The sequence below is a fragment of the Bacillus sp. FJAT-22090 genome, from assembly GCF_007676755.1.
Taxonomy (GTDB): Bacteria; Bacillota; Bacilli; order Bacillales_A; family Planococcaceae; genus Psychrobacillus.
This window is the reverse complement of the sequence record NZ_VEBK01000006.1, coordinates 97,580-114,462: the sequence shown is the minus strand read 5'-3', so window position 1 is coordinate 114,462 and position 16,883 is coordinate 97,580. Positions and strand designations below refer to the sequence as shown.

Annotated in this window: 18 protein-coding genes; all 18 read left to right on the top strand. The window is 37.9% G+C overall.

Going from position 1 to position 16,883, the window contains the following annotated elements:
- Positions 1–141: 141 nt before the first annotated feature.
- Positions 142–1,263, top strand: a complete 1,122-nt coding sequence (gene dnaJ, locus FS486_RS09720) for a molecular chaperone DnaJ (protein WP_144511137.1) — start codon at positions 142–144, stop codon at positions 1,261–1,263.
- A gap of 14 nt (positions 1,264–1,277) precedes the next feature.
- Complete coding sequence (gene prmA / locus FS486_RS09715; protein WP_144511136.1) at positions 1,278–2,222, top strand: 50S ribosomal protein L11 methyltransferase; 945 nt, start codon at positions 1,278–1,280, stop codon at positions 2,220–2,222.
- A 13-nt stretch (positions 2,223–2,235) separates the two neighbouring features.
- Entirely contained in the window at positions 2,236–2,976 is a 741-nt protein-coding gene (locus FS486_RS09710; protein ID WP_144511135.1) for a 16S rRNA (uracil(1498)-N(3))-methyltransferase, read from the top strand.
- A 15-nt stretch (positions 2,977–2,991) separates the two neighbouring features.
- Positions 2,992–4,332: a tRNA (N(6)-L-threonylcarbamoyladenosine(37)-C(2))-methylthiotransferase MtaB gene (gene mtaB, locus FS486_RS09705; protein ID WP_144511134.1), complete on the top strand. Its 1,341-nt coding sequence runs from the start codon at positions 2,992–2,994 to the stop codon at positions 4,330–4,332.
- Between the two features lie 81 nt (positions 4,333–4,413).
- A complete protein-coding gene (gene deoC, locus FS486_RS09700) occupies positions 4,414–5,085 on the top strand; it encodes a deoxyribose-phosphate aldolase (protein WP_144511133.1) in 672 nt (223 codons plus the stop codon).
- A gap of 159 nt (positions 5,086–5,244) precedes the next feature.
- A complete protein-coding gene (rpsU, locus tag FS486_RS09695) occupies positions 5,245–5,418 on the top strand; it encodes a 30S ribosomal protein S21 (protein WP_004227078.1) in 174 nt (57 codons plus the stop codon).
- 165 nt (positions 5,419–5,583) lie between these two features.
- Entirely contained in the window at positions 5,584–6,909 is a 1,326-nt protein-coding gene (locus FS486_RS09690; protein WP_144511132.1) for an NfeD family protein, read from the top strand.
- Positions 6,909–7,913 (top strand): flotillin-like protein FloA, encoded by a 1,005-nt coding sequence (gene floA / locus FS486_RS09685; RefSeq protein WP_144511131.1) that lies wholly within the window; start codon positions 6,909–6,911, stop codon positions 7,911–7,913. Before FS486_RS09690 ends, floA begins: the two co-directional genes overlap by 1 nt.
- A gap of 27 nt (positions 7,914–7,940) precedes the next feature.
- Positions 7,941–8,375 carry a hypothetical protein gene (locus tag FS486_RS09680; protein ID WP_144511130.1) on the top strand — a complete coding sequence of 145 codons (435 nt, stop codon included), beginning with the start codon at positions 7,941–7,943 and terminating at the stop codon, positions 8,373–8,375.
- Positions 8,376–8,426: 51 nt separating this feature from the next.
- Positions 8,427–8,666 carry a hypothetical protein gene (locus FS486_RS09675; protein WP_144511129.1) on the top strand — a complete coding sequence of 80 codons (240 nt, stop codon included), beginning with the start codon at positions 8,427–8,429 and terminating at the stop codon, positions 8,664–8,666.
- Positions 8,666–9,772 (top strand): sporulation protein YqfD, encoded by a 1,107-nt coding sequence (locus FS486_RS09670; protein WP_144511128.1) that lies wholly within the window; start codon positions 8,666–8,668, stop codon positions 9,770–9,772. Before FS486_RS09675 ends, FS486_RS09670 begins: the two co-directional genes overlap by 1 nt.
- A complete protein-coding gene (locus FS486_RS09665; protein ID WP_144511127.1) occupies positions 9,769–10,725 on the top strand; it encodes a PhoH family protein in 957 nt (318 codons plus the stop codon). Before FS486_RS09670 ends, FS486_RS09665 begins: the two co-directional genes overlap by 4 nt.
- A gap of 774 nt (positions 10,726–11,499) precedes the next feature.
- Positions 11,500–13,611: an HD family phosphohydrolase gene (locus FS486_RS09660; RefSeq protein ID WP_260858072.1), complete on the top strand. Its 2,112-nt coding sequence runs from the start codon at positions 11,500–11,502 to the stop codon at positions 13,609–13,611.
- 13 nt (positions 13,612–13,624) lie between these two features.
- On the top strand, positions 13,625–14,110 hold the full coding sequence (ybeY, locus tag FS486_RS09655) for an rRNA maturation RNase YbeY (RefSeq protein WP_144511126.1): 486 nt from the start codon (positions 13,625–13,627) through the stop codon (positions 14,108–14,110).
- Entirely contained in the window at positions 14,097–14,462 is a 366-nt protein-coding gene (locus FS486_RS09650; protein ID WP_144511125.1) for a diacylglycerol kinase family protein, read from the top strand. The genes ybeY and FS486_RS09650 overlap by 14 nt, the downstream gene beginning before the upstream one ends.
- An 11-nt stretch (positions 14,463–14,473) precedes the next feature.
- Positions 14,474–14,884 carry a cytidine deaminase gene (locus FS486_RS09645; RefSeq protein ID WP_144511124.1) on the top strand — a complete coding sequence of 137 codons (411 nt, stop codon included), beginning with the start codon at positions 14,474–14,476 and terminating at the stop codon, positions 14,882–14,884.
- The gene (gene era / locus FS486_RS09640) at positions 14,868–15,788 is read left to right on the top strand and encodes a GTPase Era (protein ID WP_144511123.1); all 921 of its coding nucleotides are present in this window, start codon (positions 14,868–14,870) and stop codon (positions 15,786–15,788) included. Before FS486_RS09645 ends, era begins: the two co-directional genes overlap by 17 nt.
- Before the next feature lie 36 nt (positions 15,789–15,824).
- Positions 15,825–16,607, top strand: coding sequence for a DNA repair protein RecO (gene recO, locus FS486_RS09635; protein ID WP_144511122.1), 783 nt, complete (start codon positions 15,825–15,827; stop codon positions 16,605–16,607).
- Positions 16,608–16,883 lie beyond the last annotated feature (276 nt).

The following is a 16,883-nucleotide window of genomic DNA, read 5'->3' as shown; positions in this document are numbered from 1 at the left end:
CGGTAAGGAAAAGTCAAAGACCGTAATCGGCTTTGGCTTTTCTTACGTCTAGGCTTCCATATTTGTAACTGTTTAGACTAGATTATTTATACGTGTTACAATAGTTTTTACGTGCAGTTTAACAGAGCAGGAGAGTGAACAATGGATAAACGTGATTATTATGAGGTGCTTGGTGTAGCAAAAGGCGCTTCTCAAGATGAGATAAAAAAAGCATATCGAAAACTTTCTAAACAGTACCATCCAGATATCAATAAAGAAGCTGGTGCAGAAGACAAATTCAAGGAAATTTCCGAAGCATATGAAGTGTTAAGTGATGAACAAAAACGCTCACAGTATGATCAATTTGGTCATGCGGGTCCTAACCAAGGCTTTGGTGGATTTGGTGGCGGAGATGGCTTCGGTTTCGAAGATATTTTCAGCTCGTTTTTCGGAGGAGGCGGTGGTTCGAGAAGACGCGATCCTAATGCCCCAAGAAAAGGAAATGACCTTCAGTACTCAATGACTATTGAGTTTGAAGAAGCCGTATTTGGTAAGGAAAAAGAAATTGAAATAGCAAAAGAAGAAACATGTGACACATGTTCTGGAACAGGCGCTAAACCTGGAACTCATCCAGAGAAATGTTCGCATTGTAATGGCCAAGGCCAAGTGAATGTGACACAAGATACACCATTTGGTCGTATTCAAACAAAACGTGCTTGTCATTACTGTGAAGGTACTGGGAAAATCATTAAAGAAAAATGTTCAACTTGTCACGGTAAAGGTTCAGTTAATAAACGCAAAAAAATTAAAGTGACGATTCCTGCAGGTGTGGACGATGGTCAACAACTTCGTGTAAGTGGGCAAGGGGAACCAGGGGTGAATGGCGGTCCTGCTGGAGACTTATATATCGTATTCCGCGTAAAAGCAGATCCACGGTTTGAACGTGATGGTGATGATATTTACTACGAGTTGCCATTAACTTTTGCCCAAGCAGCGCTAGGTGATGAAATCGAAGTACCAACCGTTCAAGGAAAAGTGAAACTAAAAATTCCTGCTGGAACTCAATCTCAAACGAAATTCCGTTTAAAAGGAAAAGGGGTAAAAAATGTCCACGGTTATGGTACAGGAGACCAGCATGTAATTGTTAAAGTTGTAACACCGAAGAAGCTAACGGAAAAACAAAAACAATTACTACGTGAATTCGCAGAAATCAGCGGAGACATCCCAGAAGAGCAAGGCAGTTCATTATTTGACAAAATCAAAAGAACGATAAAAGGCGAATAAAGGAGTTGGCGCAAGTGAAATGGTCCGAACTATCCATCCATACTACGAATGAAGCGGTCGAAGCAATAAGTAATATTTTGCATGAGGCGGGTGCTAGTGGAGTAGTAATTGAAGACTCAGAAGAATTATTAAGAGAAAGAGAAGATGTGTTTGGAGAAATCTATAGTTTGAATCCAGATGATTTTCCGGTAGATGGGGTACGTGTAAAAGCTTATTTAGCCGAAACTAGTTTTCTATTGGAAACAGTGGAAGAGATCAAACTTGCGATTAACAACTTACAAAACTTTAATATCGATCTTGGTCATAATAGAGTAACTGTACAAGAAGTAGATGAAGAAGACTGGGCTACTGCCTGGAAAAAATATTATCATCCAGTAAAAATATCAAATCGTTTTACAATTGTCCCAACTTGGGAAGAATATGAACGGGTAAATTCAGATGAATTGATCATCGAATTAGATCCTGGTATGGCTTTCGGAACAGGAACTCATCCTACCACTGTTATGTGCTTACAAGCACTTGAAAAAACAGTGCAACCATCTTTTACACTAATAGATGTCGGCACAGGTTCTGGCGTACTATCTATTGGAGCCGCAAAGTTAGGGGCTACTTCCATTCATGCACTAGATTTGGACGAAGTAGCAGTTAAATCTGCCAAAGAAAACATTGCATTAAATAAAGTAGAGGATGTCGTACAAGTTACACATGGTAATTTGCTAGATAATGTGAAGGAACAGGCGGATATTGTTGTTGCGAATATATTAGCAGAGATTATTATGACCTTTACGAATGATGCATATTCTATCGTGAAAGATGGCGGACTATTTATCACTTCCGGTATTATAGCAACGAAAAAAGAAGATGTTCGAAATTCCTTGCTACAAGCAGGATTTGAAATCGAAGAAGTGATGATGATGGAAGACTGGGTAACAATCATTTCAAAAAAACCAGTTAAGTAAGGAGATTCTCTTCATGCAACGTTACTTTACGAATGAACCAATCCAAGAAAATAATACAATAACGATTAGTGGTGATGATGCGCATCATATGATTCAAGTGATGCGCATGTCACCTGGTGACGAAGTTTATGTAGTATCTGAAGGCCAAACTTATACAATGGCTATCGTTGAAGGGACATCCCAAATAGTTCGTTTGCGCATACAAAAAATACATGGTCAATCTACTGAATTGCCGGTAAAAGTCTCCATCGTTTGTGGGCTTCCAAAAGGGGATAAGCTAGAATTGATAACCCAGAAAGCAACAGAGCTGGGCATGCATACACTTTACCCGTTTGAAGCGAAACGATCTATTGTAAAATGGGACAAGCAAAAAAACGAAAAAAAAATAACACGGTTACAAAAAATTGCAAAAGAAGCTGCAGAACAATCACATCGAAACTTTATACCGCAAATACATAAACCTGTTACTTTACAGGAGCTATTGGACATTTCCAAATCCTACGATGTTAAATTTGTTGCAGACGAGGAAGATGCCAAGCTTTCAGAGCGACAAAGATTTGCCGACCAATTAAAAAAGGTGTATGATAAACAATCGATACTAATCGTATTCGGTCCAGAAGGTGGACTAGAACGACAAGAAGTACAACTACTGCTTGAAAATGAATTTCAACCTATTGCACTTGGACCGAGGATTTTACGAACTGAAACAGCACCGTTATATGCGCTTGCTGCGATTTCCTATGAATATGAATGAAAGAGGTGTGAGGACTTGTCATCCGTTGCATTCCATACATTAGGCTGTAAAGTTAACCACTATGAAACAGAGGCTATATGGCAATTATTTAAAGAAAATGGCTATGATCGTACCGATTTTGAAAAACAATCAGACGTATATGTGATAAATACATGTACTGTAACAAATACTGGCGATAAAAAAAGCCGACAAGTGATTAGACGTGCAGTGCGCCAAAACCCAGATGCCGTTATTTGTGTAACTGGATGCTACGCACAAACTTCCCCCGCTGAAATTATGGCAATTCCAGGGGTAGATATTGTAGTGGGAACACAGGAACGTACGAAATTGTTAGGCTATATCGAGGAGTATAAAAAGGAACGTAAACCGATTAATGCAGTCGGTAATATTATGAAAAACCGTGTATACGAAGAATTAGATGTTCCAGCTTTTACCGACCGTACACGTGCTTCCTTAAAAATCCAAGAAGGCTGTAATAATTTCTGTACATTTTGTATTATTCCATGGGCTCGTGGCTTAATGCGCTCTAGAGATCCAGAGGAAGTTGTTCGACAAGCACAACAACTTGTAGATGCCGGTTATTTAGAAATCGTCTTAACTGGTATACATACTGGTGGGTACGGAGAAGACTTAAAAGATTATAATTTGGCTCAACTTTTGCGAGATATAGAATCAAAAGTAAAAGGCTTGAAACGTTTACGTATTAGTTCCATCGAAGCGAGTCAATTATCGGATGAAGTAATCGATGTTTTAAGAGACTCTAAAATTGTTGTAAGACATTTACACATTCCAATTCAATCGGGTTCAGATACTGTTTTAAAAAGAATGCGCAGAAAATATACGATGGAGTTTTTTGCAAATCGATTAGATCGCTTAAGAGAAGCACTTCCCGATTTAGCCATCACATCGGATGTAATTGTTGGCTTTCCTGGTGAAACAGAAGAAGAGTTTATGGAAACGTATAACTTTATTCGCAACCAAAGATTTTCTGAGCTTCATGTTTTCCCTTATTCTAAACGTACTGGTACTCCAGCAGCTAGAATGGAAGATCAAGTAGAGGAAGAAATAAAAAATGAACGGGTTCATCGATTAATCACATTAAACGATCAACTTGCTGTAGAGTATGCTTCTCGTTTTGAAGGAGAAGTATTAGAGATTATTCCTGAAGAAAAATATAAACTAGATTCAACATCTAATTTATATGAAGGCTATACGGATAATTATTTAAAAGTTATTATCCCTGGCACGGAAGACTTAATCGGAAAATTAGTTCGCGTGAAAATTACGAAGTCTGGATATCCGTATAATGAAGGCCAATTTGTACGTGTATTGGACCAAGTAGAAGAGTTAGTATAAGTCAGTGAGATTCTCACTGGCTTTTTTTCTCGTTTCAGATTATGATTAAGAGGTACGTACAACTTGGAAGGAGCTTTTCTAATGACTGAAAATATTGCAGCATTAATCGACCATACATTATTAAAACAAGATGCAACGAAAAAACAAATTGAAAAACTTTGTGAGGAAGCAAAAACAACTATATTTGCCTCGGTTTGTGTTAACCCGACTTGGGTTAAATTGAGCGCGGACCTTTTAAAAGATTCACCGGTAAAAGTATGCACTGTTATCGGGTTCCCTCTCGGTGCTAATACATCAGCAGTTAAAGCATTTGAAACAACAAACGCCATTGAAAACGGTGCTGATGAAATTGATATGGTTATAAATGTAGGAGCATTAAAAGATCAAGATTATAACTTAGTTCAAAAAGATATTGAGGCAGTTGTAGAAGCTGCAAAAGGAAAAGCAATAGTGAAAGTAATTTTAGAAACTTGTCTTTTAACAGATGAAGAAATTACAAAAGCTAGTGAATTATCCAAAAAAGCGGGCGCAGATTTTGTTAAAACTTCTACAGGTTTTTCTACTGGTGGAGCTACTGTAAAAACAGTACAATTAATGCGCGAGGCAGTTGGTCCAGAACTTGGGGTTAAAGCTTCGGGAGGCGTACGCAGCCTAGCAGATTTAGAAGCAATGGTGGAAGCTGGAGCGACTAGAATTGGTGCAAGTTCTGGAGTAGAAATTGTACAAGGGTTAGAAAGTAACTCTAGTTATTAATTTAAATCTTTGCGTATTTCCGTATAGATTTTAAATTATACTAAATCAATTTAAATTTTAAGTCAAAGTATTGACCAAGTGAAAAGTATACGGTATAATTTTTTAGTACATAACACTAGGTTATGTGCTTGACGTGTGTTCGGAGGGAGGGAAAAAGAGATGTCAAAAACTGTCGTTCGTAAAAACGAATCGCTTGAAGATGCTCTTCGCCGCTTCAAACGTACTGTATCTAAAAGTGGTACAATTCAAGAGGTAAGAAAGCGCGAGTTTTATGAAAAACCAAGCGTGAAACGTAAAAAGAAATCAGAAGCTGCACGTAAACGTAAGTGGTAAATTAATCCCAACCATCCCTACGTTCAAAACACGTACTGTATGATTAACATTTACAATTATGTAAACCGAGAAAATTTATTTTCTCGGTTTATTTTAATTTTATGAAACTTTTTTTATTCTATTCCGTAAAGAATAATATACATATAGAAGAAGGGAGGTTTAAGGATGAAATTGTCTCGGTACATTATTTCTTTTTGTTTATTGTTAGTCTCCTTTTTCATGGTAGTTCCTTCTTTCACTGCAGATATACCGACTGTTTATAAGATACCAGTTCATAAGGAAGTGGAGAAAGGGTTGTATGCTTTTCTAAAACGTTCTATTCAGGAAGCAGAAGAATCAGGAGCAGAAGCCATTATATTTGAATTGAATACACCAGGCGGCTTTGTAGATTCTGCAGAGAAAATTACTAACCTACTTGACGCCACATCGATACGTAAAATAGCTTATATTAATTCAGAAGCATTATCTGCGGGAGCTTATTTAGCATTACATACAGATGAAATTTATATGTCTCCAAGCGGAACAATGGGGGCAGCTGCTGTTATTGACGGCAGCGGAAATGCTGCGGATATGAAAGCGAGAAGTGCTTGGAAGGCGAAGATGATCAATGCCGCCGAACTCACAGGTAAGAATCCAAAATATGCACAAGCAATGGTAGATGATTCCGTAGATTTATCCGAATTTAGAGCAGGTCCAGGAGAATTATTAACGCTTACTTCTGCCGACGCTTTAGAAGTAGGTTATTCTAACGGAACAGTAAAATCATTCGGGGAATTACTAGAGCGGACGAATCTTGCAAATGCAAAAGTCATTGAAACAGAAGAAACATTTATGGAATCGGTTGCAAGATTTATAACCAATCCGATTATCGTGCCAATTTTATTATCGATTGCAAGTTTAGGTTTGATAGTTGAACTGTACTCTCCTGGTTTTGGGGTTGCTGGAACTATGGGTCTTATTTCACTCGGACTATTCTTTTTTGGGCACCTTTTTGCCGGTCTCGCTGGCTATGAAACAGTTATTATATTTGTTATTGGGGTTCTGTTAATTATTGCGGAGTTCTTTTTACCTGGAGGAATTAGTGGTATATTAGGTGCGGGTGCTATTATTTTTAGTATAATACTAGCAGGAGGCAATATTGTGCAAATGAGTATTGCTGTATTAATTGCTTTAACAGTAGCTATAGTGGGAATGGTGATTATTATGAAGTTCTTTGGAAAACAGATGAAAGCTTTAAACAAAATCATATTGTCGGATGCTACAACGACCGAACAAGGTTATGTGTCCAATGAAAATCGGATTGATTTAATAGGAAAAGTGGCCGTTACAATGACACCTCTTAGACCGGCTGGAACTATACGTATCGACAATGAGCGAATTGATGCGGTTTCCGATGGAAGTTTTGTGGCGAAGGATAAACAAGTCAAGATTATTAAAGTAGAAGGCTCTCGGATTGTCGTACGAGAAGTCGTAGAAGGGGAGGCAACATAATGGTTTTTACAGGAGGCACTATTGGATTAATTGTAATTATCGTTTTAGCATTTATCGTGCTATCGGTATTCTTCACGTTTTTCCCAATTACACTTTGGATTTCAGCTTTAGCAGCAGGGGTGAAGATAAGTATCTTCACACTTGTAGGGATGAGATTACGTCGGGTAATTCCATCACGTATTGTAAACCCACTTATTAAAGCACATAAAGCCGGATTGAAAGTGGCAATTAACCAGTTAGAAAGCCACTATTTAGCAGGTGGTAACGTAGACCGTGTAGTAAATGCACTTATAGCAGCACATCGTGCAAATATCGAACTGACATTTGAACGAGCTGCAGCAATTGACCTTGCTGGACGTGATGTATTAGAAGCTGTTCAAATGTCCGTAAATCCTAAAGTAATTGAAACTCCGTTTATCGCTGGGGTTGCTATGAATGGGATTGAAGTAAAAGCGAAAGCGCGTATTACTGTTCGTGCAAATATTGACCGCTTAGTCGGTGGTGCAGGGGAAGAAACAATCGTTGCTCGTGTTGGGGAAGGGATTATCTCTACTATCGGTTCTAGTACTAGCCATGAAAGAGTATTGGAAAACCCAGATCTAATTTCTCAAACAGTTCTAGCTAAAGGTCTTGACTCTGGAACTGCATTTGAAATCTTATCGATTGACATTGCGGACGTTGATATAGGTAAAAATATTGGGGCAGAATTACAAACAGAGCAAGCAGAAGCAGATAAAAAAATTGCACAAGCAAAAGCAGAAGAACGTCGCGCAATGGCTGTGGCTTCTGAGCAAGAGATGAAAGCAAAAGTAGTAGAAATGCGCTCAAAAGTAGTAGAAGCGGAAGCGGAAGTTCCACTTGCGATGGCAGAAGCTTTGAGAGATGGAAATATTGGTGTAATGGATTATATGAACTATAAAAATATCCAAGCGGATACTGGTATGAGAGACTCTATCAGCAAAGTTGGAGGAGATAAACCTTCTACTGAAGAGTTGAAAGACTAGTCATAAAGTGGAAAGGAGGTCTTCTCCTTGGAAGGTATTATATTAGTAGTTATATCCTTAATTATCAGTACAATTTTTGGGAAGAAAAAACAAGAACAAAAAGCTCCAAAGCCTGTTAAAAGAGCTCCACAGCAAAAACCTTTTACAGACAATCCTTTCAAGAATTTAGGGGAACTGGCAAAGGAATTTAAACAAGCTCAGCAGGAAGAGCTTAAACGCAGAGTTCCGATTCTGAAGGAAGAGCCTGTTGTTCCGGTAATCGAGGAAAAAGTTCAACGTGAAGTGAGTAGAGATCAAGGCGTGCCAAGATCTTCAGGACGCTTAAGTGTTCATCAAGGGAAAAAAAGGGAGTTAACCACTTCGAAAAGCGTTATGGATAGCGTTTTACCAGATACAAAAGAAGAGCTGGCAAGAGCTATTATATTATCAGAAATATTAGCACCTCCAAAATCGAAAAGATAACTCATGAACACCCCTTTACATGCATAAATTCATGTAAAGGGGTGTTTTTTTATGAAACAGCTATTTCCACTCCATGCGAGTATTATGGTTGAAAATTTTAGTGATATTATTTTAGACTACGAAATTACCCTTCTTAGCTTGAAAGAAAACAGCGTAGTGTGTTCGTATGATAATTATTTATTGGAAATTAACGCCGATAGCCTACAAATAAAATCACTATCGGCTAATCGACTCCATTTGACGGTAGAACAGCTTAACTTTTTCAATTTAACTAGGAAGGATCGTACGTAATGGCTCAACTTATCCGAATTCAAATCCCGGTGAAAACGGACCAACATATGTTGTTTCAACGTTTATTTGCTGTAAACATTGAAATATATAGTGTGTATAGCAGCGATAAGTATTTATATTTCTCCATTAAAAGGAAGGATTTAAAAGCCTTCCGAAAAGTTAGAAAAGCGCTGAAAATACCTGTTCATTTAGTGGATGAAACAAAAAAGGGTATTATTTCTCTTTATTCATTCTCCCTTATAGGGGTTGCTTTATTTTTAATTATACCAGTCATTTTGTCACAATTTATTTGGACAATTCATATTGACTCCGATTCGCCAGAGAGCAATGTCTTGTTATATGAACAACTAAAAGAGATGAATATCCGAGAGAAAATGCTTGCTTCTTCCTTACCATCTGAACAAGAAATAAGGCAAAAGATCTTATTGAAGTACAAAGAGTATTCATGGGTGCATTTTACTCAATCAGGATCTACGCTTACAGTTTCTCCTATGTTGGCGCCAATTCAATCCGAACGAGAGATAAAAGAAGGGCCTCCAGTTCATTTAATCGCGAAAAGAAGTGGTATCATAACAGATTTTGAGATAGTAAAAGGAGTAAGGGCAGTAGGAAAACATATCTCTGTAAAAAAAGGGGACACCCTTGTAAATGGGTTTGTAACGCAAGGAGATAAAAGAATTATAACGAGTGCAGAAGGAAAGGTATATGCGAGCTATTGGATTGAACTCAGTTTTGAACTTCCAAAAAAAGTGGTGATTATGAAGCCAAATGAACGAGAGCTAATCATTCAAAGAAAGGGCAAAGAAAAATTAGCCTATTGGAAAGAAATTGCGCTACCTTCTTTTCTTCAAAAGTATGTAGAAGCCGGATATGTTCAAAAAAATATAGAAGAGTCATTCGAATTAAATGAAAAGTCGATTGAACGATTAATACGTCCCCTATTATTTCAAAAAATTATTAATGATTTGCCCGCAGGTACACAAATATTAGAAGATAAAGTTTTGCAGGTATCTATACAAAATGATAAAGTAAAAGGGAAGATCTTATTATTAGTAAATGAAAACATTGCAATACCACAAGTTATACCCCAAGGAGACGAAGCATGAGCGAACAAACACAACTAGATATAAATTTGCAAGATCCTACGGAAGCCGTAATGCTTCTCGGAATATCAGATAAAAATGTCAAGCTTATTGAAGAGGAACTAAAGGTACAACTCATCACAAGAGGAGAACAGATTCAAGTTATTGGGGAAGAAGCAAATGTAGAAGATGCGAAAAAGTTAATTGTACAACTTCTCTCAGTTATTCGCAAAGGGATAAATATAAACTTACGGGATGTTTCCTCTGCGATCGAAATGAGTTTAAATGGAACGATTGAATACTTTTCAAGTCTGTATGATGAAGAAATTGCAAGAAATACAAAAGGCAAAGCAATTCGTGCGAAAACCATCGGCCAACGGGAATATATTCAAGGAATACGTCATACCGATTTAACTTTTGGTATTGGACCTGCTGGAACGGGAAAAACGTATTTAGCAGTTGTGATGGCAACACAAGCATTAAAAAATGCGCATGTCAAAAAAATCATTTTAACACGTCCTGCAGTGGAAGCGGGGGAAAGTTTAGGTTTCTTACCCGGTGACTTAAAAGAGAAGGTAGACCCCTACTTACGACCGTTATACGATGCTTTACATGACGTTCTTGGAACGGAACAGACGGATCGCTTAATGGAACGTGGCACAATAGAAATTGCTCCGCTTGCATATATGCGCGGTCGAACATTAGACGATGCTTTTGTTATTTTAGACGAAGCACAAAATACGACTAAAGCACAAATGAAGATGTTTTTAACACGTTTAGGATTTGGTTCTAAAATGGTTATTACTGGTGATAAAACGCAAATAGATTTACCAAAAGGCGCAGAGTCCGGTTTAATTGTTGCCGAGAAGATTTTACACAATGTTTCTGGAATCCATTTTCAATATTTAGAGCAAGGAGATGTTGTTCGTCATCCTCTTGTAGCTAAAATTATTCAAGCATACGAAGAACAACCCTAATAGCACGGTAGTTTATGATCATAAATTTTCAAACTTGGACAATATAATAAGATTAATGTGTGCCGCTAATAGGGAAAGTGCGTTTTGAGTGACCGCTATTATTTTCTCTTCTTGCGGACGATTTCCGCCGGGTGAGCGATGAGCCACCTCGCCGCTTAGGCGTCGTTGGGGTGTCTCATTTGTTCACAGCGGAACAAAGGCTCCATTTAAATTAAGCGGATCTTCATGGAAAGTGCATAATAATTAGTACCCTTTAGCATTTTCGTGGAGAATTGGTTGCGCTCGTTGCCTATTTGATTGCTTTCAAGCTCTAACTGGTTGCGTTGCCAATTGAATTGGTTGCTTTCACGAGCTAATTGGTCTCGCTAAGCCATTTCCTAACTTTTAATGGCTAATAAATACAGATAAAAGCGTCTATTTGGATGGATTGGAGCGAAAAGGACGGCGACTCCAGTGGGATCAAGTAAGTAAGAGGAGACTTCACAACGAACGTCTAAGCGGGCGGTGAAGGCTCATCACTCACCCCACTAAAAAGCGTCCGTCCTGCAGCGGAAATCCAAGCGGACACTTCCTTAGAACGCACTCTCCCTAAAGAGAACCGAAACAGTTGTTCTTCATTTTTGATGGAATGAAAAGATGTGTCTTAGTATTGTATTAAATAAAAGCAACGGTCACTAAAGACTGTTGCTTTTGTTAATTTTAAGGAATCATTAATGAATAGTTCTAACTTTACGGTATAATAAAAGGACAAGCTGTGAAGGAGTTGAAATTTAAGTGAAAACCATTTTGTTAAAATGGAGAGAATGGCGCGATAACAAATATCTCCCTTTAGTTATCATTCTCTTAACAGCGTTATGTATGTTCTTTTTATTAATCGGAAATGTGAAAGAAAGTAAATATGATATTGAACGATTCCAGCTCTCACCAGAAACGATTCGTTCTGTTAAAACAATGGAAGATCCTGTGAAGACAGATGAAGAACGTGAAAAAGTAGAATCGGAAGTTTTACCAGTTTATCAGTTTCAAGACGAAACTGCTGATAATCAGGCTGCCATTATCAAATCAATTTTTGATAGTGTGCTAGAAGTTAAAAAAAGTACGCCGGGTAACCAAGAACAAGAGGAAACCGTTTCATCCCTTGAAAAACTAAAAGAAGAAATGGAAGTCTTAGCGGAAAATGCAAGTATAATTCCATTAAACGATGAAATGTTAACTGTATTACTAAAACAGTCTCCATCCGTTTTGAGCGAGTCAAAGGGGAAATTATCCTCTGCCTTAGAAGAGATACTGGATGAACCGATACGATCAGAAAATATTGCGGCAGAACGTGAAAAAATAGCTGCGCAGATTGCAAAAACATTCTCATTTTCAAAAGAATATATGAATGTGCTCACTAATTTAGCGCGCGGTGCAATTGTAGCGACAGAAATCGAAAATGGAGAGCTTACAAAATTACGTATCGAACAAGCAAGGGCAAGTGTAGAGCCTACTCGAATTTTACAGGGGCAAATTCTTGTGCAAAAAGGAGAACTAATAGATAAAGAAGTATTCAGACAGCTGGAATTACTAGGTATGCTTACAGATAAGGCCTCCTACAAACCGCTCATAGGGGTTGGCTTGTTTGTCGTTCTGACGATGTGGGTATTATTTGCACAAACGATTCGTCGAAGAGAGAGAACAATTAATAACGCAAAAAATTTGACTGTTGTTGCCTCTAGCTTAATCGTTTCTGTGTTAATAATGAAAGTGATCCAATCTGTATCCTATAATTTTGATGTAGTAATTGCATTTATCTTTCCTACTGCAATGGTTTCAATGTTTGTCTATCTATTAGTAAATGAGCGTGCAGCATTTATAACTAGTTTTGTTGTGTCTGCGTACGCAGGGATTATATTCCAAGAAGGTTATACAAATGTGTTTCAAATGGAAATTTCGTTATACATATTATTTGGGGGGATAGCGGGTATTTTTGCGATGCAGCGAACGCATAATAATTCCCAAATATTCCGAGCCAGTTTTGTCGTGTCATTGATGAATATGCTATTTATTATGTTTTATTTATTAATGACGAAAACGACGTATGAATTTACCGATATTATGTTTTATGTAGGAGCAGCGGTTTTGTCCGGGATATTATCTGGAGCATTAACAATTGGGATATTACCTTTTTTCGAATCGGTCTTTGGAATTTTGTCTACCATGCGACTTATCGAGCTATCCAATCCGAATCATCCGTTATTGAAAAAAATATTAACGGAGACTCCCGGCACTTATCATCACAGTTTGATGGTAGCAAACTTAGCAGACTCGGCATGTGAAGCAGTCGGAGCTAACGGTTTGCTTGCGCGTGTAGGCTGTTATTATCATGATATCGGTAAAACTAAACGGCCAGGTTTTTTTATCGAAAATCAAATGAATGGTTATAACCCGCATGATAATTTACCACCTGAATCAAGTCGTGATATTATTATTGCACATGCTGTAGATGGTGCTGAAATATTGCGGAAGTATAAAATGCCTAAAGAAATAGTTGATGTGGCTGAACAACATCATGGTACAAGCTTGTTAAAGTTCTTTTACTATAAAGCAAAAGAAATGGATGAAAAAACTTCAGAGGAACAATTTCGTTATCCGGGGCCAAAACCGCAAACGAAGGAAATTGCTATTATTTCGGTTGCGGACAGTGTAGAAGCTGCTGTACGTTCCATGAAAGAACCAAATGCAGAAAAAATTCGACAACTAATCCAATCTATTATTAAAGACAAATTATTAGATGGACAGTTTGATGAATGTGACCTTTCATTAAAAGAAATAAAAAAAATGGAAGAAAGTTTCTGTACCACGATGAATGGTACATTCCATTCTCGTATTGAATATCCCAAATAGAGGAGTGAACTGAATGCTAGAAATAGATTTAATGGATGAAACCAATACAATATCTGAAGAAACGATGGCATTAGTTGAGAAAGTATTAATTTCTGCGGCTGATCAATTAGCAGTAAAAGAAAATAGTGAAGTAAGTGTTACGTTTGTAACAAACGACGCAATTCAAGAAATAAATAGAACATACCGTCATAAAGACGTAGCAACAGATGTTATTTCCTTTGCAATGGAGGAGATGGGAGAAGGAGAAATAGAGATAAAAGATGCCGATATTCCTCCAATGCTTGGGGACATTATTATCTCGGTTGAACGTACAACGGAGCAAGCTATAGCTTATGGACACACATTCGAACGAGAACTTTGCTTTCTAGCTGTCCACGGCTTTTTACATTTACTTGGTTACGATCATGGTACAAAGGAACAAGAAAAAGAAATGTTCGGTTTACAAGAAAAGATTTTACAAGCTTTTGGTTTAAAGCGTGAAGGCCATGAACTTTCATAAATTTTTTAAATCATTTATATATGCGTTCCAAGGTGTTATCCATGTCGTCAAAACGGAACAAAACTTTCGCTTTCATATTTTGGCTGCGGTCGTCGTTTTAATCGCGGGCATGTTAACGGGGTTATCTAAGTGGGAATGGATAATCGTTGTGATGTTAATTTGCGGTATGTTCATGATAGAATTAGTAAATGCGTCGATTGAACGTGTCGTGGATTTAGCATCACCTGAGTTACACCCTCTGGCAAAACAAGCAAAGGATATAGCTGCCGGAGCTTGTCTAGTGTATGCATTTTGCACAGCAATCGTTGGTTTGATCATATTTATCCCGAAATGGTCGGGAATTATATTTTAGAGGTGAATGAGATGAACAAAGAAATGTTACTAGAAGCTTCCATAACTGCAAGAGAAAAAGCATACGTGCCATATTCGAAATTTCCTGTTGGAGCTGCATTATTGACGAAGGATGGAGAGGTTATTCAAGGATGTAATATTGAAAATGCGTCATTTGGATTAACTAACTGTGCGGAGCGTACGGCAATTTTTAAAGCGGTATCTGAAGGGAAAAAGGAATTTGCTGCTATCGCAGTTTCAGGCGATACAGAAGGACCAGTTTCTCCATGCGGAGCATGTAGACAAGTACTAGCAGAATTCTGTGAGCCGACTATGCCCGTATACTTAACAAATTTAAAAGGAAATGTATTAGAAACAACGGTTGCACAATTGCTTCCGGGTGCATTTACGACGGAGGATTTAGATTATGCAGCAAAACAATGAAAACTTTAAATCAGGATTTATCTCGATTATTGGACGTCCAAATGTAGGAAAATCCACTTTTTTAAACAGAGTCATTGGCCAAAAAATCGCCATCATGAGTGATAAGCCCCAAACGACTCGTAACAAAGTACAAGGTGTTTTAACATTAGAGCAAAGCCAAATGATCTTTATCGATACTCCCGGTATTCATAAACCTAAGCACAAGCTTGGCGACTTCATGTTGAAAGTAGCTAAAAATACACTTCGTGAAGTGGATGCTATTTTATTCATGGTCAATGCGACAGAGCCAAGAGGTAAAGGAGACGAATTCATTATTGATATGCTTGAAAACAATGAAACACCGGTTTTCTTAATTATCAATAAAATCGACCAAGTACATCCCGATGATTTGATCTCAATTATCGAATCGTATAAAGACAAGTATGATTTTGCAGAGATTGTTCCGATTTCTGCTTTGCAAGGAAATAATGTCGATCGTTTATTGGAAACGATTCAAAAGTACTTGCCAGAAGGACCACAATATTACCCAGCAGATCAAGTAACGGATCACCCAGAAAGATTTATTATTTCTGAATTAATCCGTGAAAAAGTACTGCATTTAACACGTGAAGAAATACCGCATTCGATTGCAGTAGTTATCGATAAAATTAAAAAAGAAGAAGATACCGAAAAAGATATGATCCGAGTAATGGCAACGATCATTGTAGAAAGAGATTCCCAAAAAGGAATTGTCATTGGGAAAAAAGGTGCGTTATTAAAAGAAGTTGGTACAAGAGCCCGCCATGACATCGAAATGTTGTTAGGTACAAAAGTGTTCTTAGAATTATGGGTAAAAGTCCAAAAGGATTGGCGTAATAAATCTACACATTTACGAGACTACGGATTTAGAGAAGATGAGTATTAATCATGTAGTTGGACAGTCAGAAGGAAGGGAAGGCTTTTGCTTCAAAAAGTAGAAGGGATTGTCTTACGGACTTCACCATACGGAGAAACGGATAAAATCGTAACGATATTTTCCCGTGAATTAGGAAAGAGAGCAGCAATGGCTCGTGGAGCTAAAAAACCAACGAGCCGATTGTCTTCTATATCTCAGCCATTCACCTATGCGTATTTTTTGATTCAGCAGGGAAAGGGCATGGGGACCTTGCAACAAGGGGAAATTATCGACTCAATGCGTGTGATACGAGAGGATATTTTTACTACTGCATATGCCAGCTTCATTATGGAACTTGTTGATAAGTTAATAGAAGATGAGTCTCCAAAGCCATATGTGTTTACCATTTTGCAAGAAGCGCTAGAAGCAATTTCGGAGGAATACGACCCAGAAGCGATTAGTTTATTTGTCGAATGGAAAATGCTTCCGATTGCAGGGATCTATCCTGTTCTACATCAATGCTCCAACTGTGGTGCAACAGATGGAGAATTTGCATTTTCCTTTGCACAAATTGGCTTTCTTTGCCACAGGTGCTTCTCCGTAGATCCCTATTTAATACGGCTAACGCCTGCACAGGTAAAGCTAATTCGTACTTTTTATACAGTTCCAATAAGTCAGGTTGGAAAGCTAACACTGAAAAAAGAAACGAAAGGATTCATTAAAAAAATTGTGCGCACGATTTATAGTGAACAAGTTGGAATCCGTTTAAAGTCTCAAAGTTTCTTAGACCAAATGGAAAAGACTCCTGAGTTTTTTAATCCCAAAAAAGATCCAAGCTCTGAAGAATAACTCTTCTGACTTGGATCTTTTTTATATTGGAACGACACTTTAGCAAAGGCATGGAGCATGTGTGTCAAGAAGGTCCTCCTCTTCCTATAGGACACTATCTGAGCCAAGTTGGAATCCAATCAATGATTGCATGCGATGCGATCATAAACGGTGCGCAACCGCTCATAAAAGGACGTTATCCAATCAAAGAAATCCATCCGAGCATAAAAAATGCCTAACCGATCAAAAGAAGTTGTCATGCGAGCATAAACTGTGCGCAACTGCTCATAAAAGGAC